General features: G+C 52.1%; 21 protein-coding genes. 8 read left to right on the top strand and 13 right to left on the bottom strand.

The annotated features are described in order from the left end of the window. Window positions 1-65 precede the first annotated feature (65 nt). Together lysP and yieE are read right to left on the bottom strand one after the other, a co-directional pair. Window positions 66-1535 carry a lysine-specific permease gene (lysP, locus tag OGV52_RS22415; RefSeq protein WP_047500979.1) on the bottom strand — a complete coding sequence of 490 codons (1470 nt, stop codon included), beginning with the start codon at window positions 1533-1535 and terminating at the stop codon, window positions 66-68. A 203-nt stretch (window positions 1536-1738) separates the two neighbouring features. Then, on the bottom strand, window positions 1739-2611 hold the full coding sequence (gene yieE / locus OGV52_RS22410) for a DNA-binding transcriptional regulator YeiE (RefSeq protein WP_016153725.1): 873 nt from the start codon (window positions 2609-2611) through the stop codon (window positions 1739-1741). A gap of 244 nt (window positions 2612-2855) precedes the next feature. On the opposite strand from yieE, the gene OGV52_RS22405 reads away from it, so the two are divergent. The 3 genes from OGV52_RS22405 (at window position 2856) to OGV52_RS22395 (ending at window position 5925) form a co-directional block, all read left to right on the top strand. Further along, window positions 2856-3905: a YeiH family protein gene (locus OGV52_RS22405; RefSeq protein ID WP_016153726.1), complete on the top strand. Its 1050-nt coding sequence runs from the start codon at window positions 2856-2858 to the stop codon at window positions 3903-3905. A 71-nt stretch (window positions 3906-3976) separates the two neighbouring features. Beyond that, window positions 3977-4834, top strand: coding sequence for a deoxyribonuclease IV (nfo, locus tag OGV52_RS22400; protein WP_046275457.1), 858 nt, complete (start codon window positions 3977-3979; stop codon window positions 4832-4834). A gap of 2 nt (window positions 4835-4836) precedes the next feature. Further along, window positions 4837-5925 (top strand): sugar kinase, encoded by a 1089-nt coding sequence (locus tag OGV52_RS22395; RefSeq protein WP_047416236.1) that lies wholly within the window; start codon window positions 4837-4839, stop codon window positions 5923-5925. Between the two features lie 43 nt (window positions 5926-5968). Here the strand turns inward: OGV52_RS22395 and OGV52_RS22390 are convergent, their stop codons facing one another. The 4 genes from OGV52_RS22390 to hypT all read right to left on the bottom strand — a co-directional run bounded on the left by OGV52_RS22390 (window position 5969) and on the right by hypT (window position 10395). After that, the gene (locus tag OGV52_RS22390; protein WP_047359178.1) at window positions 5969-7219 is read right to left on the bottom strand and encodes a NupC/NupG family nucleoside CNT transporter; all 1251 of its coding nucleotides are present in this window, start codon (window positions 7217-7219) and stop codon (window positions 5969-5971) included. 96 nt (window positions 7220-7315) lie between these two features. Then, window positions 7316-8251, bottom strand: coding sequence for a pseudouridine-5'-phosphate glycosidase (locus tag OGV52_RS22385; RefSeq protein ID WP_016156984.1), 936 nt, complete (start codon window positions 8249-8251; stop codon window positions 7316-7318). Continuing rightward, window positions 8239-9180 (bottom strand): pseudouridine kinase, encoded by a 942-nt coding sequence (locus tag OGV52_RS22380; protein WP_287109185.1) that lies wholly within the window; start codon window positions 9178-9180, stop codon window positions 8239-8241. The genes OGV52_RS22385 and OGV52_RS22380 overlap by 13 nt, the downstream gene beginning before the upstream one ends. 303 nt (window positions 9181-9483) lie before the next feature. Then, window positions 9484-10395 carry a hypochlorite stress DNA-binding transcriptional regulator HypT gene (gene hypT / locus OGV52_RS22375; protein ID WP_019077233.1) on the bottom strand — a complete coding sequence of 304 codons (912 nt, stop codon included), beginning with the start codon at window positions 10393-10395 and terminating at the stop codon, window positions 9484-9486. Window positions 10396-10748: 353 nt separating this feature from the next. On the opposite strand from hypT, the gene cuyB reads away from it, so the two are divergent. Both cuyB and OGV52_RS22365 read left to right on the top strand, forming a co-directional pair. After that, window positions 10749-11468, top strand: a complete 720-nt coding sequence (gene cuyB, locus OGV52_RS22370; RefSeq protein WP_016153734.1) for a cysteate racemase — start codon at window positions 10749-10751, stop codon at window positions 11466-11468. Between the two features lie 76 nt (window positions 11469-11544). Continuing rightward, a complete protein-coding gene (locus tag OGV52_RS22365) occupies window positions 11545-12843 on the top strand; it encodes an anaerobic C4-dicarboxylate transporter (protein ID WP_287109183.1) in 1299 nt (432 codons plus the stop codon). Between the two features lie 79 nt (window positions 12844-12922). Here the strand turns inward: OGV52_RS22365 and fruA are convergent, their stop codons facing one another. The 3 genes from fruA to fruB are packed head-to-tail and all read right to left on the bottom strand — an operon-like array spanning window position 12923 to window position 16696. Beyond that, window positions 12923-14611, bottom strand: coding sequence for a PTS fructose transporter subunit IIBC (fruA, locus tag OGV52_RS22360; RefSeq protein ID WP_016153736.1), 1689 nt, complete (start codon window positions 14609-14611; stop codon window positions 12923-12925). 16 nt (window positions 14612-14627) lie between these two features. Next, window positions 14628-15566 (bottom strand): 1-phosphofructokinase, encoded by a 939-nt coding sequence (gene fruK, locus OGV52_RS22355; protein ID WP_003834544.1) that lies wholly within the window; start codon window positions 15564-15566, stop codon window positions 14628-14630. Continuing rightward, window positions 15566-16696, bottom strand: a complete 1131-nt coding sequence (fruB, locus tag OGV52_RS22350) for a fused PTS fructose transporter subunit IIA/HPr protein (RefSeq protein WP_016156988.1) — start codon at window positions 16694-16696, stop codon at window positions 15566-15568. The genes fruK and fruB overlap by 1 nt, the downstream gene beginning before the upstream one ends. A 368-nt stretch (window positions 16697-17064) precedes the next feature. On the opposite strand from fruB, the gene setB reads away from it, so the two are divergent. Beyond that, window positions 17065-18246 carry a sugar efflux transporter SetB gene (gene setB / locus OGV52_RS22345; RefSeq protein ID WP_016153738.1) on the top strand — a complete coding sequence of 394 codons (1182 nt, stop codon included), beginning with the start codon at window positions 17065-17067 and terminating at the stop codon, window positions 18244-18246. On the opposite strand, the gene OGV52_RS22340 is transcribed toward setB, so the two are convergent. Next, window positions 18243-18497 (bottom strand): YkgJ family cysteine cluster protein, encoded by a 255-nt coding sequence (locus OGV52_RS22340; protein ID WP_287109181.1) that lies wholly within the window; start codon window positions 18495-18497, stop codon window positions 18243-18245. The genes setB and OGV52_RS22340 overlap by 4 nt on opposite strands. A gap of 157 nt (window positions 18498-18654) precedes the next feature. Here OGV52_RS22340 and yeiP point away from each other — a divergent pair, with 157 nt between their 5' ends. After that, entirely contained in the window at window positions 18655-19227 is a 573-nt protein-coding gene (gene yeiP / locus OGV52_RS22335; RefSeq protein WP_287109180.1) for an elongation factor P-like protein YeiP, read from the top strand. 56 nt (window positions 19228-19283) lie between these two features. Here the strand turns inward: yeiP and torD are convergent, their stop codons facing one another. From torD to torC, 3 genes are read right to left on the bottom strand one after another with little or no spacing between them, the layout of a single operon-like run. Beyond that, window positions 19284-19916 carry a molecular chaperone TorD gene (gene torD, locus OGV52_RS22330; RefSeq protein ID WP_287109178.1) on the bottom strand — a complete coding sequence of 211 codons (633 nt, stop codon included), beginning with the start codon at window positions 19914-19916 and terminating at the stop codon, window positions 19284-19286. Further along, the gene (gene torA / locus OGV52_RS22325) at window positions 19906-22404 is read right to left on the bottom strand and encodes a trimethylamine-N-oxide reductase TorA (protein WP_287109177.1); all 2499 of its coding nucleotides are present in this window, start codon (window positions 22402-22404) and stop codon (window positions 19906-19908) included. The genes torD and torA overlap by 11 nt, the downstream gene beginning before the upstream one ends. 3 nt (window positions 22405-22407) lie before the next feature. Then, window positions 22408-23547 (bottom strand): pentaheme c-type cytochrome TorC, encoded by a 1140-nt coding sequence (torC, locus tag OGV52_RS22320; RefSeq protein WP_131346415.1) that lies wholly within the window; start codon window positions 23545-23547, stop codon window positions 22408-22410. Between the two features lie 165 nt (window positions 23548-23712). Between torC and pdxR the strand changes: the two genes are divergently transcribed. Continuing rightward, window positions 23713-25185 (top strand): MocR-like pyridoxine biosynthesis transcription factor PdxR, encoded by a 1473-nt coding sequence (pdxR, locus tag OGV52_RS22315; RefSeq protein ID WP_200046864.1) that lies wholly within the window; start codon window positions 23713-23715, stop codon window positions 25183-25185. The last annotated feature ends 13 nt before the right edge of the window (window positions 25186-25198 follow it).

Raw genomic sequence — 25198 nt, 5'->3', positions numbered from 1 at the left:
GTCTGGCGCAATAAAAAAACCCCGGCACTCATCATGCCGGGGTTTTTGTTATGCTTTTTATACTGTTATTTCTTCACGCGATCCGGGAATTTCATTTCGCTGTAGCGAACAAAATGAGTTCCTTTCGCCAGCTTATAGCCAAACCAGATAATCAGGAACAGCGGGATACCGATATAGGTTGCCATCACGCCGCCCCAGTCAATGCTATCTTTCAGGAACGCTTCGTAGTTCTGGCCCAGAGTGATAATCAGGCACAGCACAAAGGCGAAGATCGGACCCAGTGGGAAGAAGCCAGAACGGTACGGCAGATCCTTCACATCGCGCCCCTGCAGCACATAACCGCGACGGAAGCGATAGTGGCTAATCGCGATCCCCAGCCAGGCGATAAAGCCCGTCATCCCGGAGGTGTTCAGCAGCCAGAGGTACACGGTCTGGTTACCAAACATAGAGGTCAGGAAACACAGCCCCGCCACCACAGTCGTCGCATACAGCGCGTTACGCGGTACGCCGCCACGAGACAGTTTGCCGAAAATACGCGGCGCTTTACCGTCGCATGCCAGGGTGTAAAGCATACGCGTGGAGGCATACATCCCGGAGTTACCCGCTGACAGTACCGCCGTCAGGATAACCGCGTTCATTACTGCTGCGGCTGACAGCAGACCCGCATGCTGGAATACCAACGTGAACGGGCTAACGCTGATGTCTTTCACATCGTTGCGCAGCAGGCTCGGATCGGTGTATGGGATAATCAGGCTGATAATCAAAATCGCGAACACATAGAACAGCAGGATTCGCCAAAACACCTGACGCACCGCACGTGGAATGTTCTTTTCAGGATCTTCAGATTCGCCTGCCGCGATACCGATCAGCTCAGTTCCCTGGAAGGAGAAGCCGACGATCATCGCCACACCAATCATAGCGGCAAAACCCCCGGCAAACGGTGCATCACCGGTCGTCCAGTTGCTCCAGCCCACTGGCTGAGTGCCTTTGAAGATACCGAAAATCATCATCACGCCAACCACGATGAAGATAATTACAGTGGTAACTTTGATCAGCGAGAACCAGTATTCCGCTTCACCAAATCCGCGAACGGAAATGTAGTTCAGCAGGAAGATAACGCCGAGGAACAGTGCGCTCCAGATCCAGCCCGGCGTGTCCGGGAACCACCAGCTCATCACCAGCTGTGCGGCCACCAGGTCAACGGCAATCGTTACCGCCCAGTTGTACCAGTAGTTCCAGCCCAGCGCGAAGCCAAAGCCTTCTTCTACGTAGTTTTGACCGTAAGTGGAGAACGAGCCGGAAACCGGCATATAGGCAGCCAGTTCACCGAGGCTGGTCATCAGGAAGTACACCATCAGACCGATCAGGATATAAGAGAACAACGCGCCGCCAGGACCCGCCGCAGAAATAGTTGCACCAGATGCAACGAAAAGACCTGTACCGATGGAGCCTCCAATGGCAATCATCGTCAGGTGACGCGCCTTCAGTTCACGACGTAGCGTGGGCGCTTCTGTGGTTTTAGTTTCGGAAACCATGTGAAAATGCTATCCATCCAAAAAATGAGGCGCGATTGTAGCAGACGAAATGGCATTCTTCCGGCACAAATGCGCTGTTATAAGAGACCTTCATGACTGGCCGCGGATTATAAGTAAAGCAGAAAATGAGCAGCACAAGGCGGTTAAGACGTAACAGCCATTATGGATAGGGTGACCTGACGAGAGTTAGCGCGCTATTCGCCCTACTCAACCTGGTCGCTGTAATATAAAAAACGCGTAATGGCATTGGAGATATGTTTTTGCCGGTGATGAACGCGCCAGAGAGTGCGCACTAAACGCGGCAGTGGCACGGTAACTTCGCTCAGCGTCCCTGCCTGTAACTGCTCCGCAATGACCCGACGCGACAAACAGCTGATCCCGAGACCATGGCGCACCGCATGCTTAATGGCCTCGGAGTTCCCCAACTCCATCGCCATCTGAAATCTTGGCAGATGAGACAACAGCAGGTAATCCACCAGTTCACGCGTACCCGATCCTCGCTCACGCAGGATCCACGGCGAAGCAGCCAGCTGTTCCAGCGTAACGGGCCCCTTTGTGAGTGGTGACGACGGTGCGGCAAACACCACCAGTTCGTCCTCCAGCCACGGTTCAGAGATGATTTCCGTACTGTGACACGGCCCTTCTATCAGCCCGATGTCTACCCGAAAATCCAGCACCGCATTGATCACGTCCTGGCTGTTGCCCACGCTAAGCTCCAGCGGTAAATCGGGGAAGTCCTGGCGGTAACGGGCGATCATGGCGGGCAGAATATAATTACCGATGGTGCTACTGGCATAGACCCGAATGGCGCCATTATCTTTGCGAAAAAGCTGTTCGATTTCGGTCGTTTGCTCAAGTAACGCCAGCGCGCGCGGATAAAGCAAGCGTCCGTGTTCGTTAACCACCAGCCGTTTGCCGACACGGTCAAACAGTTGCACGCCAAGTTGCCCTTCCAGATCGGTAAGCGCCGCACTCACCGCCGACTGCGACAATGCCAGCATGACAGATGCCTGGGTCGTTGAGCCGCTTTTTAGTACCTCAGCAAACACTTCAAGTTGTCGTAGGGTGATATGCATAGTCGTTTTCCACCGGATAGCCGTTACTTATACCCTAAATAATTTGAGTTGCAGGAAGGCGGCAAGAGAGAGCATCCCCCGGAGCGTACTTAAGTACGTGACTGGGGTGAACGAGCGCAGCCAACGCACATGCAACTTGAAGTATGACGGGTATACCACTTATATAGATTAATTATAAATATATAATCAATTTTATTTTTAAACCACTTCGCCTTACTCTTTTACCCAGATAAAGGAGAAGGATATGACAGAACTCACCTTACAGACTCATCGTCGTACAGCGTGGCATTTTATTCCGGGGCTTGCCCTGAGTGCAGTTATCACTGGGGTCGCCTTATGGGGAGGATCCATTCCCGCCGTCGCAGGTGCCGGGTTCAGCGCCCTCACCTTAGCCATCTTATTGGGGATGATTCTCGGCAACACCGTCTATCCGCACATCTGGAAAAGCTGTGACGGCGGCGTGCTGTTCGCGAAACAACATTTATTACGTCTGGGGATTATCCTCTACGGTTTCCGCCTCACCTTCGCGCAAATTGCTGACGTCGGCGTCAGCGGTATCGTGATTGATGTGTTAACGCTAAGCAGTACCTTTATGATTGCCTGTTTCCTGGGGCAGAAAGTATTTGGTCTGGACCGTCACACCAGTTGGCTGATTGGCGCGGGTAGCAGCATTTGTGGTGCCGCCGCCGTGCTGGCAACCGAACCAGTGGTGAAAGCAGAAGCCAGTAAAGTGACCGTCGCTGTCGCCACCGTGGTTATCTTCGGTACTATCGCAATCTTCCTGTATCCGGCGATGTATCCGTTGCTTTCACACTGGTTTAGCCCAGAAACCTACGGCATTTACATTGGCTCCACCATGCATGAAGTTGCACAGGTTGTGGCTGCCGGGCACGCCATTAGCCCGGATGCGGAAAACGCCGCGGTTATTGCCAAAATGCTGCGCGTCATGATGCTGGCACCGTTCCTTATCCTCCTGGCCGCACGCGTTAAACAACTGTCTCCGGCCACGGGCGGTGAGAAGAGCAAAATAACCATTCCATGGTTTGCCATCCTGTTCATTGTGGTCGCAATTTTTAACTCGTTCCACCTGCTGCCACAGTCAGTAGTGAACATGCTGGTAACGCTGGACACCATTTTGCTGGCAATGGCGATGGCTGCCCTGGGGCTGACCACGCACGTTAGCGCGCTGAAAAAAGCCGGTGCCAAACCGTTACTGATGGCCCTGCTGCTGTTTGTCTGGCTGATTGTGGGTGGCGGTGCGATTAACGTCGCTATCCACGCGCTGATGGCATAAACGATCACGACTCACCTCTATTAACCCGCTATACTCTCCCTTTTTGTATTTGAGTATGGCGGGTTAAATTTATGAAATATATCGGAGCGCACGTAAGCGCCGCTGGCGGTCTGGCTAACGCCGCTATTCGAGCCGCAGAAATCGAAGCGACCGCATTCGCCCTGTTCACCAAAAATCAGCGCCAGTGGCGTGCCGCGCCGCTGACGACCGAAATCATTGATGATTTTAAATCTGCCTGCGAGAAGTATCACTATACTGCCGCCCAGATCCTGCCTCACGACAGTTACCTGATTAACCTCGGTCATCCGGTTAGCGATGCGCTGGAAAAATCACGTGATGCGTTTATAGATGAAATGCAGCGCTGTGAACTGCTGGGCTTATCCTTGCTGAACTTTCACCCGGGCAGCCATTTGATGCAGATCCCGGAAGATGAGTGTCTGGCGCGCATTGCCGAATCCATCAACATCGCCCTTGCTCAGACCCAGGGCGTTACGGCAGTTATCGAAAATACAGCCGGACAAGGCAGCAACCTTGGATTTAAGTTTGAGCACCTTGCCGCCATTATCGACGGCGTCGAAGATAAGTCCCGCGTCGGCGTCTGTATTGATACCTGCCATGCCTTCGCGGCCGGTTACGATTTGCGCTCCGTCGAGGAATGCGAAAAGACGTTTGCGGAATTTGAACGTATTGTCGGCTTCAGGTACCTACGCGGTATGCACCTGAACGACGCCAAGAGCGCATTTGGCAGTCGCGTTGACCGTCACCACAGCTTAGGTGAAGGCAATATTGGCCATGATGCCTTCCGTTGGATCATGCAGGACAATCGTTTTGACGGCATTCCGCTGGTGCTGGAAACGATTAATCCGGATATCTGGGCAGAAGAGATTGCCTGGCTGAAAGCCCAGCAAACAGAAAAAGCGGTGGCATAATCATGAACGACAGGGAAAAGCAGATCCTTAAGATCCTGCGTCGCAATCCGTTGATTCAGCAGAATGAAATCGCCGATATTTTGCAGATCAGCCGTTCACGCGTTGCTGCGCATATTATGGATTTGATGCGTAAAGGCATGATCAAAGGTAAAGGTTATATCCTTACCGAACAGGATTATTGCGTGGTTGTTGGGGCGATCAATATGGATATTCGTGGTGTTGCTGACATCCACTATCCTCAGGCTGCCTCTAACCCTGGTAGCATTCACTGCTCGGCAGGCGGCGTGGGACGTAACATCGCCCACAACCTGGCGCTGCTGGGCCGTGACGTCCACTTAATTTCCGCTGTTGGCAGTGATTTCTATGGCGAAACATTGCTAGAACAAACGCGTCAGGCCGGTGTTAACGTTTCCAGTTGCATACGCCTGCATGGACATAACACCTCAACTTACCTGTCGATCGCTAATCAGCAGGAAGAGACCGTACTGGCAATTAACGATACCCATATCCTGCAACAATTGACGCCGCAGTTACTGAACAGTTCGCGAGATTTGATCCGCCATTCCGGTGTCGTACTGGCAGATTGCAATCTGACTGCCGAAGCCATTGAGTGGGTCTTTACTATTGCTGATGATATTCCGGTATTCATTGACACCGTTTCAGAGTTCAAAGCGGCAAAAATGAAGACCTGGTTTACGCGTATTCATACGCTAAAACCAACGCAGAAAGAGCTGGCGATTTTGTGGGGTCAACCTATTCATTCAGATGCCGATCGCGTACTGGCCGTTAATAGTCTCCATCAGCAAGGGGTAAAACGAATCTTTGTTTGCCTGGAAGATGAATCCGTTTTTTGCAGCGAAAAGGACGGAGAACAGTTTTTACTGACGCCTCCTGAGCATACGGTTGTAGACAGTTTTGGCGCCGACGATGCTTTTATGGCGGGATTGCTGTACAGCTTTCTGGAAGGTAGTGAATTTCGTGAAAGCGCTCACTTTGCCATGGCCTGCGCGGCATTATCGCGAGCCAGCGTCAGCATCAACAACCCAACCCTCTCAGCAGATAACGCATTGTATTTGCTGCAAACTGCTTAAATGTAATGCCGGATGGCGCTACGCGTATCCGGCATTATTTTCGCTATGCCAGCCCGATAAAGAAACCGGCTATAGTGGCGCTCATCAGGTTTGACAGCGTTGCTGCTGCCAGCGCGCGCATGCCAAGCTGCGCGATTTCCGGGGCACGCTGTGGCGCTATCGCCGAAAATGCCCCGACGACAACGCCAATCGAACCAAAGTTAGCGAAACCGCACAGCGCAAACGAGATAATCGCAATGGTCTTCACATCCAGCGTTCCACCCGTTTGCAGATACGGCGAGAAGTTGAGATAAGCGACAAACTCATTAATCGCCAGCTTCTGTCCGATCAGGCTGCCTGCCAGCGTCGCATCGCCCCAGTCCACACCCATAATCCACGCCAGCGGGGCTAGCGCATAGCCAAAGATCCCTTCCAGAGTGGCATGACCAAAGCCAAACCACCCACCAATTCCGCCAATAATGCCGTTAATCAGCGCGATAATGGCGACAAATGCCATTACGACCGTCGCCACGCCAGCGGCAATTTTCAGCCCGGTCATCGCTCCGCTCGCCGCTGCTTCGATGATGCTTTTCGGTGGCGTTTCAGTAAATGACAGGTTCTCAAAGGTGACGCGAGATTCTTCAGTTGCCGGACTCAGCATACGCGCGAACAAAATACCGCCAGGGATTGCCATCAACGATGCCGCCAGCAAATAGTCAATCGGAACGCCCATTCCGGCGTAACCGATCATCATTGAGCCAGCAATCGAGGCCATCCCGCTACAAATAGCGGTAAACAGCTCATTGCGATTCAGGCGGTCAATAAACGGCTTCACGATCGCCGGGATCTCGTTTTGCCCGAGGAAAATCGTCGTTACGGCGACAAATGACTCGATCTTACTGATGTTCAGCGCTTTCTGGAAAATACCGCCGAGGATGCGGATCAACAGCCCCATCACGCCAATGTAGTAGAGAAGACTGATCAGTGCGGTCACAAAAATGATGGCCGGAAGCACCCGAAAAGCGAAGATAAACCCGGCTCCGTCAAACAGCACATCCATTTTTGGCCCTACCAGGGAGCCAAAGATAAATGCGCTTCCCGCGTCACTGTATGACATTACCTTGTGGACACCGAGCGCAGCCTGTTCAACCAGCCATTTTCCTGGCGGGAAGTACAGCATAATGCCGCCGATTGCGATTTGCAGTACCAGTGCAGCCCCGACCGTGCGCAGACTGATACGTTTTTTATTTACTGACAGCAGAAACGCGATGGCCAGTAATACCACCATACCCACAACACTTCTCATTATATCCATAATGAAATTCCCTTCATGCCAGGAAACCCGGCGTTATCGCCAGGTTTTGGTAGGTTTGATATTCGCGGGCGACCGCATTCTGCCCGGGAAACTCTGTCAGACGAGGCGCTGATACTCCTTCGCAATTTCACAGGCCAGTACCGCATTGTTGAACACCAGCTGAATATTTGATTTCAGGCTGTCACCACCGGTCAGCTCTGCAACCCGCGCTAACAGGAACGGCGTACTCTCTTTGCCCACGACGCCCTGATCTTCCGCTTCTTTTACCGCCCGATCGATTGCCGCATTAATTTTCTCTTCGGCCATCGCAAACTGCTCTGGGATGGGGTTCGCAACAACCAGACCGCCGTCGAGACCCGTTTGCCATTTCACCGCCATGGCACGGGCAATCTCTTGCGCACTGTCCAGACGGATACTGACCTCAAACGGACTGGTACGGCAGAAAAATGCTGGCAACGCGTTGGTTTGATAACCAATTAACGGCACACCAAAGGTTTCTAAATATTCAGTAGTTAAGCCGAGATCAAGAATAGATTTCGCCCCGGCACAAATTACCGTGACATTGGTATGCGCCAGTTCTTGCAGATCCGCGGAAATATCAAAGGTATGTTCAGCACCACGATGAACTCCACCTATTCCCCCTGTCGCAAATACTTTAATTCCCGCCAGGGCGGCAATAATCATGGTTGAGGCAACAGTCGTTGCACCATTTTTTCCTGCCGCGACCACAAACGGCAAATCACGACGACTTACTTTCGTAACGCTATGACCTTCTCGCCCAAGCAGCTCAATTTCATCTTTGCTTAAACCAACTTTCATTATTCCGCCAATAATGGCAATGGTCGCAGGAACCGCACCGTGTTTACGAATAGTTTCTTCTACTTCAATCGCTGTCTGGGCATTCTGCGGAAATGGCATACCATGAGAAATAATGGTTGATTCAAGTGCAACAATCGGCTTCTTACTGTTTAATGCTTCCTGTACTTCTGGAGATATTTGTAATAATTCAGAGGAAAGAGTTAATTCAGACATTCTGTGTTCTCCACTAATGAGCTTACATTCGCAACAGACAAATCAGGGTTATTGGTATATTCACAGGCTAACGCCATTGATGAACAACCCTGCGCAAATCGAACCGAATCAATAAAGGGCATGCCGTCTACCCAGCAGGAAGCCAGTCCAGCCATCATCGCATCGCCAGCCCCGGTAACATTAATGACGTGAGTTTTAATCGGCAGCGACCAACCACGACTCCCCGCAATATCACTGTAATAAACACCGTCGCCGCCCATGCTGAGCACCAGCCTATTTAAGCCGCGATCATGAAACCAGGCGGCGACTTTACCCACGTCATCACGCCCGGAAAGCGCAATACCGCTTAGCGTTTCGGCTTCAAGCCGGTTGGGTTTAAGAGTGTGAATTTGTCCAAGCCGCTCGCGAATTTTGACGCATTTCCATGCCGATACCGGGTCAACAAACACCGGAAGCTCTCCGGCATTTTCCAGCACCCATGCCAGGGCATCTTCGCTGATATTGCAATCGGCGACGATGACTTTCGCCTGCCGAATAAAATCATGATGCTGTGATAAAAAATCTGCTGAAATATGTTCGGTAATGCTCATATCATTAATGGCAACCAACATTTCACCGGTATTATCAAGCAATGATAAATAACTGGACGTATTCTCTCCGGGAACGATAAGACACTTATCAACATGAACTCCGGATTGATTGGTTTGCGCCAATAACGATTGTCCATAAAAATCATTACCAACCGCCGTCAGTAACCATGAATTTTTCCCCAGCAGCGCGAGATTATGTGCAATGTTACGTCCAACTCCGCCGGGGGTGAATTTTATCTTTCCTGGATTCGAATCCGCATAATTTAGAGAAGCATGCGAATACCCAGCAACATCCATATTGGCCGAGCCAATAGTTACTATGTATTCCTTTTCACGCATAGCACGTCCCCTGGCAATTAACTTGCCACAAATGAGTTCGTTAAAAATAACCAACGCCACACATTAGGTTATTAGAGCACATGTTCACTATCAAACACATGTTCATAGTAAGCGTGTTTTTGACAAAGTAAATCCATATTCAAGATCTAAACTCAATAGATATGAACAGAATCACAATTTTTTATAGATACAGTCTGTAAAGGAAAGAGAAAATGAGAGGTAGTACACAATTCAAGCAGTCTAAAGAGTTTAACTCCGGCATAACCGGAGATTTTTCAGATGCGCCAGGCGAACCGGTTCGTATCAACTGAGCGAAACAAGGTCTTCTGGCATATGGTTGTACAAAATCCGCCAGAAGTGCTCAGCCGTTTTATTCAACCGGGTATCCATTCGGTAAATATAAGCCTGAATAGGCACCATCAGTTCCGGCGTCTGCAGACAAACCAGCCGCTTTTCGCGCAGTTCGTTTACGATTGTCCACGCCGGCAGCCAGGCGATACCATGCCCATCCAATGCCATATTTTTTAATAACTCACTCATCGAAGACATAAACAGCGTACGGGCTGAAATGCCGCCTACTTCCGCCAGATGACGGTTTACCAATCTTCCCATGTAGGATGTGCTGGTATAGTTCAGAATCGGCGCCTGCGACTGATAGATATCAAACAACGCCTTACCCTGCGCATCAGCAGCACACACGGGGTACAGTTCAGACTCAAAAACCTTCAAGCCGCAGAAAGGTGACTGCATTAAGTCTTCATCCCGAAAGGAGATAATAAAATCGCTTTTCCCCTCGCGCAGAGTATTCACCGCCTGAACAACATCAATAGCTTCAACGTGATAGACAAACTCCTCACCCCAGGCCGCCATTGAGTGCACCAATCTGGGCAACATCGTCAGCGACAGAGAATGTGCCGCCGCTATTTTGATATTGGGTACACCCAGTAAATTGTGGCCGCTTAGCTCATCCAGATTACATTCCAGCTGTTGCAACAAACTACGGGTTTGCGAATGAAATAGCTTGCCCTCCTCCGTGAGTTGCAGTGGGCTCGTTGTGCGATCAAAAAGCAGCACACCCACGGCTGATTCGAGCGCCTTGATCCGCCGACTAAATGCCGGTTGGGATATGTTACGCTCCTCAGCTGCCTGGGAAAAATGACGGCATGCCTCCAACGTCAGAAAATCATATAACCATTTTGTCTCAATATTTTTCATGCTTATCACGCGGATATTTAAATATGCCTATTAGCCTTAAAGCATCATGCCTGAATAGTTCCGGAGATGACATTCATCATTAGCGCCTGGTGATTCGTTTTTTGCATCAAGGCTTCATTTTTAACATTAACATACTTCTCTCCCTATCGGTTACGACCGGTTGTCCGCCGCGTAACGCGGAGCCTCTGGCCGAATACCGGCCTGCTGAGGTTACACAATAAACCACAGTCATGCGGTTTTTGCATTGAACCATACATTATTGCATTTCTCCTCACCTCTCACTGCTGTTAAACATTATCAGCAGACACAACCCGGCTCTGAATATTAATCATCGGTGAATTGAGGTATATATCGTGAAAGGTTTAATTGGCGTGCTTGGTGGTATGGGACCTGCTGCAACGGTCGATCTGTTTAATAAATTCGTCACTTTTACCGCTGCGCAACGTGACCAGGAACATATCCCCTTAATTATTTCATCTATTCCTGACATTCCAGACCGAACCGACGCGTTAATGCATCATGGTCATTCCCCACTTCCGGCAATGCGCGATTATATGCATAAACTCGAAGATGCTGGCGCCGAGTGTATTGTGATCCCCTGTAACACCGCCCACTTTTGGTTTAATGAATTAAAAGCGTGCTGCCATACAGAGCTGCTCAGTATCGTTGAAACGACCATCAATGAGGTTAAAAACTGCGGGAAATCGCAAATCGGATTACTCGCCACCAACGCCACTTTATACATGGGCCTCTATCAAAAAGGCATAGAATCTCTTGGGTTAACCTGCATCAGCCCTGACTCATCCAGTCAGGAAAAAGTGATGGAAAGCATTTATTGCTTAAAAGCTGGTGATGCTAAGCGGGCGCAAACGCTGATGAATGAACAGGCTGAAGCACTCTTCTCACGCGGGGCACAAGTCATCGTGCTCGGATGTACTGAAGTTCCTGTCATTCTTGCCGAAGCAGTCAACAAGTCACCTGAGAAATATATTGATTCAACCGGTTCGTTGGTTCGTGCCGGTATTAAATGGTACGAGAAACGCGTGGGTAAAAATCACCTTTTGGCACAATGAATGTCCATACCTGTTTAATTGTTGCATTAAATAAAAATCCATTTTAATTACAAATTACTCTCTGGCGGAGGCCATTATGATTTGGCTAGAAATTATCGTAGTGTTGGGCGCAATATTTTTCGGTATCCGCCTTGGCGGAATTGGTATTGGTTTATGCGGCGGGCTGGGGCTGGCTATTTTAACGCTGGGATTTGGGCTGCAAATTGGTTCACCACCCGTTGACGTTATTCTTATTATTATGACGGTGGTGGTGGCGGCATCGGCGCTACAGGCCGCCGGAGGCATGGATTATCTGGTTCGCATTGCCGGTAATTTTATGCGCCGTAACCCTAAATATATCAATATTATTGCGCCGATTATTACCTGGTCGATGACGATTATGGCGGGAACAGGGTTCATCGTCTTTTCTACTCTGCCAGTGATTGCCGAAGTTGCCAAAGAGTCAGGTATTCGCCCTTCCCGTACGCTCGCAGGCTCCGTAGTCGCTTCTCAGGTGGCGATATCCGGTTCGCCGATCAGTGCCGCAATGGCCGCTATGCTGACTATTATGGAAGGCAACGGTATCAGCTTTATTCAGGTCATGGCGGTTTGTCTGCCTGCCTCATTTGTCGCCGCGATGGTCGCCGCTTTTATCGCCTCACGTCAGGGATGTGAGCTACAGGATGATGAAGTCTATCTGGAACGCCTGCAAAAAGGACTGGTGCGTAAATATGCAGGGCAAAACAGCACAACGCCAGGTGCCAGACTGTCAGTCGCCCTGTTTATGCTGGCAACGGTGGTCATCGTTATTCTTGCCGCATGCCCTCAATTGCGCCCTGGATTCGATGCAGGTACCCCCATGAATACCCGGGATATTATCATTATCTGCATGCTAGCTGCCGCGTGTCTGATGGTGGTGCTATGCAAAACATCAACAGACGCGATTGTCCTGACATCCACGTTTCGGGCGGGTATGAGTTCGTTGGCAGTGATTCTGGGTATTGTTACGCTGGGCACAACTTTCATTGATGCCCACTTAACGGGGATAAAGGATATCGCGGGCGATATTCTACGGGCTTATCCGATGCTGTTGGCGCTGGTGCTGTTTGGTACCTGCGCGCTTCTCTATTCGCAGGGAGCCACCACGCCGCTGATTATCCCTCTTGCCGTCGCGCTCGGCGTACCCACATGGGCCATTCTGGCTTCCTATGTCGCAGTGACCGGCGTGTTTGTTCTGCCAACTTATCCGACTTCGCTGGCGGCAATGGAGTTCGACACCACCGGGACAACGCGCGTGGGTAAGTATGTCTTAAACCATCCGTTTATGTTGCCAGGACTTGGCGGGATCATTGCTGGCGTTGCCTTTGGTTTTATCATCGCGCCAATGATTGCCTGAACCGGTTTAACACTACCTGGCAGATTTAATGGATAAAAAAAGGGGCAGAGAAATCTCTGCCCCGGATGTCAGCGTTAAATCAGGCCGCCTTTGCCACAACCTCTGCTTCCGGGCGTTTCAGCACCGCGTAGGAGAGACCGGCTACCAGCGTACCGGCAATAATCGCCAGCAGGTATCCAACCACCGGAGTGATTGCGCCAGGGATTAACAGCACGAACAGACCGCCGTGCGGCGCCATCAGCTTAGCCCCCACCGCCATCGAGATAGCCCCGGTAATCGCGCCGCCAACGATACAGCAAGGCAGAACGCGCATCGGGTCACGGGCAGCGAATGGGATAGCCCCTTCGGTAATAAAGCACAGGCCCAGTACCAGCGCAGCTTTACCGCCTTCCTGCTGCGCTTTGTCGAACTTACGACGCGCCACCAGCGTTGCCAGGCCCAGGGCCAGCGGAGGCACCATACCCGCCGCCATAATCGCCGCCATCGGCGCATAGGTTTGCGTACTAAGCAGGCCCACACCGAAAGCATACGCCGCTTTGTTAACCGGACCGCCCATATCGGTACACATCATGCCGCCAAGAATCGCTCCAAGCAGCACCGCGTTCGCGGTTCCCATGGTTTGCAGCCAGTGGGTCAGACCTTCCAGAATGCCCGCCACTGGTTTACCGATCAGGTAGATCATGGCCAGACCAACCACCAGGCTTGAGAGCAGCGGAATGATCAGGATCGGTTTCAGCGCTTCCATACTCTGCGGGAGTTTCAGCTTCGTGCTGATGAGCTTCGCCACATAACCGGCAAGGAAACCGGCAATAATCCCGCCAATAAAGCCGGAACCGGTGCTCACCGCCAGCATACCGCCGATAAGACCAGGCGTCAGACCCGGACGGTCAGCGATGGAAAACGCGATGTAGCCCGCCAGAACCGGCACCATCAGCGCGAAAGCTGAACCACCGCCAATCTGCATCAGCGCCGCCGCCAGCGTACCCTGTTCCTTGAACGCTTCGATACCAAAAGCGAATGAGAGTGCAATACACAGACCGCCAGCAACCACCATCGGCAGCATGTAGGATACGCCCGTCAGCAGGTGACGATACGCGCCAGCGCTCTCTTTCTTACCTTCAGTGGTTGCAGACTGCGCTTTGCCGGCAGGCTGGTACGGCGTTGCTTCTTCCAGCGCTTTATCCAGCTCCTGCTTCGTTTTCTTCAGCGCAAGGCCAGTAGAAGTACGGTACATTGGTTTTCCGGCAAACTTCGCCAGATCAACTTCAATGTCAGCCGCCACAATCACCAGATCCGCCTGAGCCACCTCTTCCGGCGTAATGGCATTGCCTGCGCCAACAGAACCACGGGTTTCAACCTTCACCCACCAGCCACGTTTTTTCGCTTCTGTTTCAATAGCTTCAGCGGCCATAAACGTATGGGCAACGCCAGTTGGACAAGCCGTCACCGCCACCACGCGTTTTGGACCACTACTGGCCACGGACGCTGTCGCAACCGGAGCGCTATAAGGTTTTGCGTGGCCTTTCGCTTCACTGAGGAAAAGTTCAGGATGCGCAACCGCACGACCAATATCGCCCAGCCAGACTTTTTTGCCGTTCAGCGAACTGTCGGCAGGAAGCGTGTCGCCCAGAACAATTGCCAGTTCGGCATCATTAGGATTATCAATAATTTCCAGATGTGCTTTCTGCGCCGCCGCTCCAAGCAGGGTTTTCGCCATATAAGCGCGAGCCTGGCCGAGATTAGCGTCAATAATCAGCAGCGTTTTCATTATGCCTCTCCTGCTGTCAGTTAAACGGTTTTAAGTCGACACGCGCCATCATTGCGGCCAACTGAGGACGATCGGTAATGCCCACATTGCTTTGGCTTACCGCCAGGGCGGCAACAGCGGTTGCCAGACGCAGGGTGTGTTCACTGGATTCACGCATCAGCAGGCCGTAAATCAGGCCGCCAACCATTGAATCACCCGCGCCTACGGTGCTTACCACCTCCACTGACGGCGGTTTAGCAATCCACTCACCCGAAGCGTTAACCCACAGAGCTCCTTCCGCGCCAAGTGAAATCACCACGTGAGCAATACCCTGCTCGCGCAACGCATGTGCAGCTTCAATCACATCTTTCATTTCTGGCAGCTTACGGCCTGCCCAGATTTCCAGTTCACGACGGTTTGGTTTCACCAGCCATGGTGCCGCTTTCAGACCGGCCACTAATGCTTCACGACTACTATCAAAGATAATGCAAGGACACTGACTGCGCAGGCGCGTCATCCAGTCGGTGAATGCTTCCGGGCTAACGCCGGTCGGCAAACTGCCGCTGACGCACACCATGTCGAACTGGCCCAACCAGCTCAGCGAGTCATTCACAAAGCGTTCCCAGTCAGCCGGGGTGACTTCAAAGCCGGAGAAATTGAAATCGGACACTTCGCCGTCTTTTTCGGTCAGCTTGACGTTGATACGCGTACGCCCCTGTACAACCTGAAAACGGTTGGCGATACCCAGCTCGCTGAACAACTGCTGAAAACCATCCTGGTTGTCTTTACCGAGGAAACCGCCCACCGTTACATCGATACCTAAATCTTTCAGAACCTTAGCGACGTTAATCCCTTTCCCTGCCGCGTGCAGACCGGTCGTTTTAACCAGGTTCACTTCACCGCGTTCAATTTCCGGGCAGAAACCCACCAGATCGTAGGCTGGGTTAAGGGTGATAGTAGCAACACGTCTGCTCATTACGCGCCCTCCCCAAGACCCGCCGCGATGGCTTCGCCAATCGCTTTCAGCGCCTGTTCAGCATCTTCACCCTGGGCGGTAAAGCGCAGGTGATGTCCTTTCTTCACGCCTAATGCCACAACTTTCATCAGACTGCGTCCATTCGCCGGCTTGCCGGTTCCATCAAGATTTGTCACGGTAATTTCACTGTTAAATTGTTTAATCGTATTCACCAGCATGGTGCCCGGGCGGGCGTGTAAACCATGCTCATTGCGCACAATAAATTCGGCGCTCAGTACATCATCAGTTAAGGCATCATCGCTGGTCAGCAGCGCCAGCACCGTTGCCGCATCGGCTTTCAACAAACGGTCAGCTTTATTATTCAGCAGCAGATCGCCAAGGCGCTTCAGCACCGCAACCGGTTGTTCGTCATTCATGGCGACGGTCACCAGCAGGGCTGCCGCTTCACCTTGTACATCGAACGCTGTTGCTGCGCGGCTGACCGCAACGGCGCTGCGCACATTGCCTTCAGCACAGTCATTCAGCCAGATCCCCTGACCGAGATTCATCGGTTGCTCATTAATGGCTCTGGCCACAAAGGTGGCGTCAACCGCGCCGACCTCTTTCAGCCGTGCGGCGTTGAGCGCCTGCAGCGTGACCAGCGAGTTGGCAACGACGTCCAGCGACAGCGTTTCGTTATCAAGCTTCAGCTGTTCGCTTTGCTTTTCCCCCATCAGCAACGCGCGCAACTCTTCCGCCGTGGTCGCAGATTTCAGCTGTTCAGCGACGGAGTCATCGCTCAGCACATGCGTCAGCTGACGCAGTAAACCGAGGTGCTCATCAGAGCTGGCGGCGATGCCGATTGCCACATAAGCAACCTGCCCTTCACCCCAGATCACACCCTGCGGAAACTGAAACACCTGCACGCCGGTTTTCAGCACCCGATCGCGCGTGTCCGTCGTACCGTGAGGAATAGCAATACCGTTGCCGAGGAACGTGGACGTCTGTTGTTCACGCGCCAGCATGCCATCGACGTAGCCTTCCGCTACGTTACCTGCCAGCACTAAGGCAGCGGCAACCTGGCGAATAGCCTCTTCTTTATTCCCGGCCTGTTCGCCCGGGTGAATATCCTGAACAGATAACTGGAACATGGTTCTCCTCTCCCGCTGATTTGAAACGATTCAGCTAACATGAGAAAAAAGGCGTCACCTGACTCCATCAGTTATGGCGAGATGACGCTGAAACGTTTCAAGAAGTCTTGCTCTTTTTTCTTCAGCACACAAGTAAAGTTGACAAATTACTTGCTGAATTTAGAGATAACGCACATTTTTTCCGCGGAGGAGAAAAAATTGCTGACGCAAAAACGGCGTCAGCCTGTCAGATTCAGCAGCGTCAGCAAACTGCTTTCTCTGACTGAAATGCTATTTTGATTTTTGATGCCGATTTTGATTTGGCTCCCTGTTTATTTTCTGACAAGCAGCGTAAACTCCGCGTCTCTTCACATTATTGATATCAAAACATGCACAACACCCCCGTAGCCGCCACACCCAAGGCGTTTGATTTAACGTCTTCGGCGTTCCTGCTTGTCGCATTTCTGACGGGTATCGCCGGTGCGTTGCAGACGCCAACGCTCAGCCTTTTTCTGACGGATGAAGTCCATGCCCGTCCCGGCATGGTCGGGTTCTTTTTTACCGGTAGCGCCGTGATCGGCATTTTGGTGAGTCAGTTTCTGGCTGGACGTTCAGATAAAAAAGGCGATCGCAAAAACCTGATTGTGTTTTGCTGCGTGCTGGGGATGTTGGCCTGCGTGCTGTTCGCCTGGAACCGTAACTATTTTATTCTGCTGTTTGTCGGGGTATTCCTCAGCAGCTTCGGTTCGACCGCCAACCCGCAAATGTTTGCTCTCGCCCGCGAGCACGCCGACCGTACGGGTCGGGAAGCCGTCATGTTCAGTTCAATATTACGTGCGCAGGTTTCGCTGGCCTGGGTGATTGGCCCGCCGCTGGCCTACGCGCTCGCCATGGGGTTTAGCTTTACGGTGATGTACCTCAGCGCGGCGGTGGCGTTTGTTGTCTGCGGCGTAATGGTCTGGCTGTTCTTACCCTCGATGAGTAAAAACGTGCCTCTCGCGACAGGCGCGGTAGAAGCCCCGCGCCGCAATCGACGCGACACGCTGCTACTGTTTGTTATCTGCACATTAATGTGGGGGACCAACAGTCTCTATATCATTAATATGCCGTTGTTTATTATCAACGAGCTGCATCTGCCGGAAAAGCTGGCGGGCATCATGATGGGAACTGCCGCGGGGCTGGAAATCCCAACCATGTTGATTGCCGGATACTTCGCGAAGCGTCTGGGCAAACGCCTGTTGATGAGAATCGCCGTTGTCGCCGGATTTTTCTTTTATGCCGGCATGCTGTTGGCCCACTCTCCGGCGATATTGCTTGGCTTACAACTGCTGAACGCGATTTACATCGGCATCCTCGGCGGGATTGGCATGCTCTATTTCCAGGATCTGATGCCGGGACAAGCGGGTTCAGCTACAACTCTCTATACAAATACCATTCGCGTGGGCTGGATTATTGCCGGATCGTTGGCGGGTATTGCCGCTGAAATCTGGAACTATCACGCGGTATTCTGGTTTGCGTTGGTGATGATCGTCGCCACCGTCGCGTGTCTGACGCGCATCAAAGACGTTTAAGGTGCGGTCAGCGCCTCAAGCTCGATGAGATAGACCATGGCCTGGTGCGTCGTCTGTCCGCACATTTCCGCACTGGGCTGTAAACCGGTGCACACTTTTGGCCGCAGAGGCGAAGCAAAAATTTTACAACGCAGGGATTCATCCAGCTGAACGCATGGTGTATTAGCGGGCTTGCCATCAGGCATGCCGGGGATGGGACTGGAAATTGAAGGCGCGGTGCAACATGCACCACAATCCGGACGGCATTCCATACAGTACTCTCTTTATCGTAAACCATCGGATTGTGCAGGAAGCGCACAGTAACACCTTTTGGGCACCAGCAAAAGCATCAATTCCGCTTGCCTGAATGCCCCGGCGCGAGTAGTTTTACGCGATATTTTAGACACTCCTCATTACAGGATTTTTTCGATGCCAAGAGCGAACGAAATTAAAAAAGGTATGGTACTGAATTACAACGGCAAACTGCTGATTGTAAAAGATATTGATATTCAATCACCAACCGCACGTGGCGCCGCCACGCTGTACAAAATGCGTTTTTCTGATGTTCGTACCGGTCTGAAAGTTGAAGAGCGCTTCAAAGGTGATGACATCGTTGATACCGTCACCCTGAGCCGTCGTGGCGTTGATTTCTCCTATGTCGATGGCAACGAATACGTCTTCATGGATAAAGAAGACTATACCCCGTATACCTTCACCAAAGACCAGATCGAAGAAGAATTGCTGTTCATCCCGGAAGGCGGAATGCCGGATATGCAGGTACTGACCTGGGACGGCCAGCTGCTGGCGCTTGAACTGCCGCAAACGGTAGACCTGGAAATCGTTGAAACGGCTCCGGGCATTAAAGGCGCGTCAGCAAGTGCGCGTAACAAACCAGCGACCATGAGCACCGGTCTGGTTATCCTGGTTCCTGAATATCTGAGTGCAGGTGAAAAAATCCGTATTCATATCGAAGAACGTCGCTACATGGGCCGCTCAGACTAACTTTTCTGCTGCGACAGCGGTGAAAAGGGACAGCATTTGCTGTCCCTTTGTTCTTTTCAGCCCTGGCTGCTGAGGTAAAAATCATCCATCAACAGAGATTCCAGATACAGCTCATCCTCACGCATAAAATGCGTTATGACGTTAACCGCCTGAGGATAAACCCCCTCTTCGTCCCGCTGTAAACAACTTTCCCGTAGCAGGGGTGCCCAGCACATAATGTGATGATGCAAAAAGTAATATTGCGCCGATAACGTCTCCTTTTTGGTAACCATTCTCGCCATCAGTGCCAGCTGTACAGCAATATGGTCGGCAGGCTCGTTGTCCTGCGGTGTCAGCCCATACTCGACTAACAGCACATTCATTTCCTTGCGTTCATCAGGCGCGGTCGTATGCGGATAATGCCCCGCATAGGGAGAAACGCCGCCGGGAGGTGCCAGCAAAAACAACGAGGCATAGTCCGCCGCCAGCTCCAGCTGTCGGCTTTCACGGCGCAGCGCCCGAACGAGACTACGTTCCAGGTTTTTGACATCAACGGATAACCCAGGGATAGCCGTCAACGACGCCAGCCACTTTCGGCTTTCCCCACTTTCAAGGCGGATGAGTTGCTCCTCGTCCAGCTCACGGAACAGCAGTTGCGAAAACCACTGGTACACCGCCGCCCGCTGTCGATGAATATGATTATGCTGCACTTACCCCCTCCTCTTTCACAACCTCCGGCCCGCCAAAGCCCGTGACCTGTGGGGCATTCTCCTGGTACCGCTCCACCTCGACCAGCACCGTATGCGCCGAAGGCCCCTGCGCCAGTTGCGATGTACCGATATCCGCACTCAGCACATTCGGATCGCCATAAGTGCATAGTGTGCCCGCTTTCCCACCTTCCTGCGGCGAATACCACGCGCCTTCATGAATCCGGACGACGCCAGGCGCGTAATCCGGACTGATCACCACCCCGGCCAGCACCTGGCCTCTGGCGTTAAACACGCGCGCAATATCCCCGGCTTTCAGGCCACGTGCGCGGGCATCCGACTCGCTCATGTACAGCGGCTCTCTTCCTGCCACCGCATAGGTGTTACGAAACGCCTCGCTTGAGCACAGCTGGGAGTGCAGACGTTTATCCGGATGACAGGACTGCAGATGCAGCGGATATTTATCTGTTTTGCTGCCATGGGTACGCTCAAAGGGTTCCATCCACACCGGATGCCCCGGGCAGTCCTCGTAGGCAAAGCCCGCGATGGTTTTGCTGTAAATTTCAATCAGACCAGAGGGTGTTCCTAACGGGTTGATATCCGGCTGTTCGCGAAATTCTCCATGACGCACCCACGGCTTCCCGGCAGGATATTCAATGTATCCTTCGCCCTGCCAGAAGCTCTCGAAGTTCGGCATACTAACGCCAAGGGACGCTCCCGTTTTCGCGCCCTCATCATAAATGGCTTTTATCCACTGCATTTCATCCCGCTTTTCGCGGTATGTCTCTTCCTGACCAAAGCGTTTGCACAGACCGGCAAAGACATCAAAGTCATGTCGCGCTTCAAACTGCGGTTTAACCACCTGATGTATCGCCATCAGCCCTTTATTCGAGTGTGTACCGAACTGCTCAATGTCATTACGCTCAAAGCGCGTGGTCACAGGCAGGACGATATCGGCAAAACGACAGGATGCTGTCCACTGATGATCCAGAACGACCACGGTTTCCAGCTTCTTCCACGCTTCGATCATGCGGTTACGATCCTGCTGCGCATGGAACGGATTGGCGGCGCTGAAAATCGCCATTTTGATATCAGGGAAAGTTAATGTTTCACCGTTGAAAGCGATTTTTTTGCCTGGCGCCAGCAGGCAATCGATCATCCGCGAGGTAGGAATATGCTCTGAAGCGCCGCGGAAATCCGCTTTGTATTTCGCGGCCGGGGGATTGTTGATGCTCCCGAGGCCGGACAGGACGGGACCGCCAGAGGTGACCGTCCCGCCGCCGTTATAGTGCCAGCCAAACCCTACTCCGCCGCCCGGCAAGCCAATTTGGCCAACCATGCTGGCCAGCACCACCAGCATCCACGGATACTGCTCGCCATGGTGCATACGCTGCACGCACCAGCCGCCCATAAACTGTGTCCGGCCTTTGACCAGCAGGCGGGCGAAGTCGCGGATCTGCTCCGCCGTCAGGCCGCAGATTTCCGCCGCCCATTCGGCGTTTTTCGGCTGCTTGTCGCTTTCCCCAAGCAGATACGGCAAGAACTGTTCAAAGCCCACGGTATAATCGTTAATGAACGCCACGTCATACAGTTTTTCTTCGTACAGGGTATGCGCCAGCGCCAGCAATAACGCGACATCCGTTTGCGGTCGCAGCGCCAGCTGCTCACAGCCAAGATAGTTTTGCGACTTGCTACGCACCGGATCAACGCTGATAACGCGCATCTTACCCTGCGCAACCGCTTCTTTAATCTGCTGCCAATAGCCAAACGCATCGTGATCGGGAACCAGGAACTCGATCTGCAGATTCTTGATAGGATCGCAGCCCCACAGCACGATGGTTTGGGTATTTTCGATAACCAGCGGGAGCGACGTTTGCTGCTCGTAAACTTCCAGCGAACCAATCACATGCGGCAAAATCACCTGCGCTGCGGCTGCCGAATAGTCGCCGACGGTCGTTACATAGTTACCGTGCAAGCCGAGTCCCCGATCCATCGCGCCGCCGGCCTTATGATATTTGCCAACAATTTGCCAGTCCGCCAGCCCGGTAAAGACACCTGAAGATCCGTAGGTCTTTTGTACCCGCTCCAGCTCTTCATAAACCAGATCCAACGCCTGATCCCAGCTCACACGGACAAAGCGATTATCGCCGCGCTGGTTGCGATCTGACTTTTCACGCTTGCGCAGCCAGTCCAGCCGCACCATCGGGTAGCGTACCCGCGATGGGTTGTAGACCACTTCACGCACCGCATTCAGCATATCGCAGGGGTATTTGTCATGTTTGAAGGGGCGGGTATCGACCCATTCACCGTTCACGACTTTGGCTTCAAAAGCGCCAAAGTGCGAGCCAGACTGGATCCATTGCTCCGGGTTTTCACCCGCTGCCCAGACCTTTGAGATCAGTGGATTTGGCCCTAAAGCGCTGACGGCACCGACTGCCAGCATTCCGCTTAAAAACCGTCGACGTGACGGATTAAAATCATGAATATCCATAAATTATCCTTTTGAATTGTTAGGTTGAGGTATATCGCTGGCGTGAGTCTGGAGATATTTCAACAACGTACGGTCTTCCACCGGATTAAGCCGGTAGTAGGTGGACATGGATTTCAGTCCGGCGATCCAGCCATTCGCGGAATAACGGGTCGGCGGCGGCGTGCTGTGGCAAGCGCTACAGGTGGATTGCAACATCTGATCGGCGTATTGCCAGAGGGGGTCAATATTGTCGGTAAAACCCTCCGCTGAACTCCAGGCTGTCACGCTTACCTGCTGCCACTCCTGATGTGACTCCGGATCAACCTGTGTTTGCTCAACCTTCACATTGCTCATCAGCGAGGCATCTAATACGGCAGCAAAAACGCGTTTACCCATATACTGGGTAATCACCCGTCCCCGTCCTTTGCTTTCCCGCCAGCCGGTCAGCTCTATCTGAACGTTTTTCCCTTCTCTTTTCAGCACACGCACTTGCGTTGCCGGGTACAGCATGGCTTTACCTGCCGGACTCTCTGCTGTCGCCGTCAGTGATTTTTCGCCTAACGAATACAGCGTCGTCGCCGTGGGTAACTGCTCTCCCTGACGCTGCAGCTGCTGGTAACGATCGCGAAAACCGCTGCTCATATCGGGTTTGTGATGGGCAATGCCTTTGTGACAATCGATACAGTTACTGTCTTTTGCCGCCGCCGCGGTCATTTGCGCCGCTGCATTTGCCGATTGCTTGCCGTGATCCATCGCCTCATAGCTATGGCAGGATTTACACGCCGCTGAATTATTCGCGCTCATGCGCGCCCATTCTCGCTGGGCCAATTCCGCCCGCTTTGCGGCAAATTTTTCCGGGGTATCGATCGAAGGAGAGATAAAGGTGTGGTAGAGGTCGTTTAAGGCTTGCGTTTTACGAACCAGCGTTGGGACGATGCCTGGCGGAATATGACAATCCTTACACTCCGCACGCACACCTGAAGCATTACGAAAATGCACGCTGGTTTTATACTCCTCGCCAGATGTGCGCATCGAGTGACACGATAAACAAAACTCGTTAGAACTGGTGTAATGAACGCCTTGCCACGTTCCCCAAATAGCCAGGGCCATTGCTACCGCCCCGGCGAATGCGCACCATAGTGCGTTTTTTCTTATCCACGACATGCTTGCCTCCATTTTTTTAATAGCGACACGCTAAGGGATAATAAAAATCAAAAATAGAGACAGCGAAGGCAGATTATAGGAACAGCATCCACTCTATGAGGTTCGTCAAATAGTAAAGAGCAGAAGTCCGTAATATAATCACCATCTATAAATAAGGAATTTATCATGCTCAAACTGACTCTCGATAGAGAAAGCCGGACTCCGCTGCAGTTGCAGATATTTCAATTTTATTTACAGGCCATTCAGCGGGGGGATTTGCTGTGTGGAGATAAACTCCCCTCTATTCGCGAGCAGGCTCAGGCATTGAACAGTGCCAAAATAACGGTAGTGATGGCCTATGATAAGCTAGTGGCGGCTGGATTAATTAAGAGCCGACACGGCATTGGCTATGAGGTGATATTCACCACGCCTGTACGTGTAACCCCAGCGCATGTGTCCGTACCCCAGGGCTCTCCGCCAGTAACACCAAAAGCGGCCGGGGTCTCTACCGATGTTTACGCAGAGCCTGGGCGGGAGTGCTACTGCCGGATGGGCGTCCCCGATCCCAATGCTTTTCCCTGGGCAAGCTGGCGAAAATGGAATAACGCGCCAAGCGTACTTAAAGAGCAATTGTTTACCCGATATCATTCATCAAATGGATTATTTTCACTGCGTGAGCAACTAGCCAGGTACCTTAATTTATCTCGCGGCATTAATACCCGGGCGGAGAACATCATCATTACCAATGGGATTCAGGAAGGATTGTCGCTGCTCAGTCAAATATTTATTGTTCATCATGCCGTCAGTCAGCAAAAAAAGTGCCACGTTGTGACCGAATCCCCTTGTTATTCTGGCGCATGGCATCTGTTTAATTATTACGGTGCAGACATTACGTCAATTGCTGTAGATAACCACGGGCTGCAAACAGATAAATTACCCGAATATGAAACCCAGCTTTGCTATGTGACTCCGGCTCACCAGTATCCAATGGGAAGCGTCCTTTCGCTGGAACGCCGTCAGTCATTATTGACGTGGGCGCAGCGCGTCGGCGCTTATATCCTTGAAGACGACTACGATGCTGTTTTTACCTATGGCGAGAACCCCCTTCCTGCCCTGAAAGCTATGGATTATCACAACCGGGTTATCTACATGGGGACATTTTCCAAAACGCTGGGGCCGGGAACGCGTCTTGGCTATCTCATTTGTCCTGATGAACTGCTCCCGGCAGTAAAGAATATGAAAGCGCTCAACAACAACGGCAGTCAGTGGCTATTGCAGCAATTTTTAGCCGAATTAATGCAAAATCAGGTGTTTTATTCGCACATCAGCAAGCTGGCCTGCAACTATGCGGCGCGCCTCAATCTGTTACGTGATGGCCTTTCTGTTCTGTTTCCGTCAGGGAAAATCGCTGGCGCAACGGCGGGTCTGCACCTCTCGTTACGCGTTGACAGACACCCAGATATGATAGCCAGGCTGCAACAGCGCTGCCTGCTGGCAGGGATCCGCTTTGACACTCTGCCAGATATTGAAAATGGGTCAGGAGCCGCATGGCGTAGGGAGAACAGCGATGCTGTTATGTTTTTCGGGTTTGGCGGATTGCAGATACAGCAGATCAAAAAGGTGCTGTCGGTACTGGAGCAGGCGCTAGCGCAGCCTTGATGAATTTCAGGGA

The sequence above is a fragment of the Citrobacter sp. Cb041 genome, from assembly GCF_030336655.1.
Lineage (GTDB): Bacteria > Pseudomonadota > Gammaproteobacteria > Enterobacterales > Enterobacteriaceae > Citrobacter > Citrobacter braakii.
Note: the sequence above shows the minus strand (reverse complement) of the source record. Positions and strands in the feature narration are given on the sequence as shown.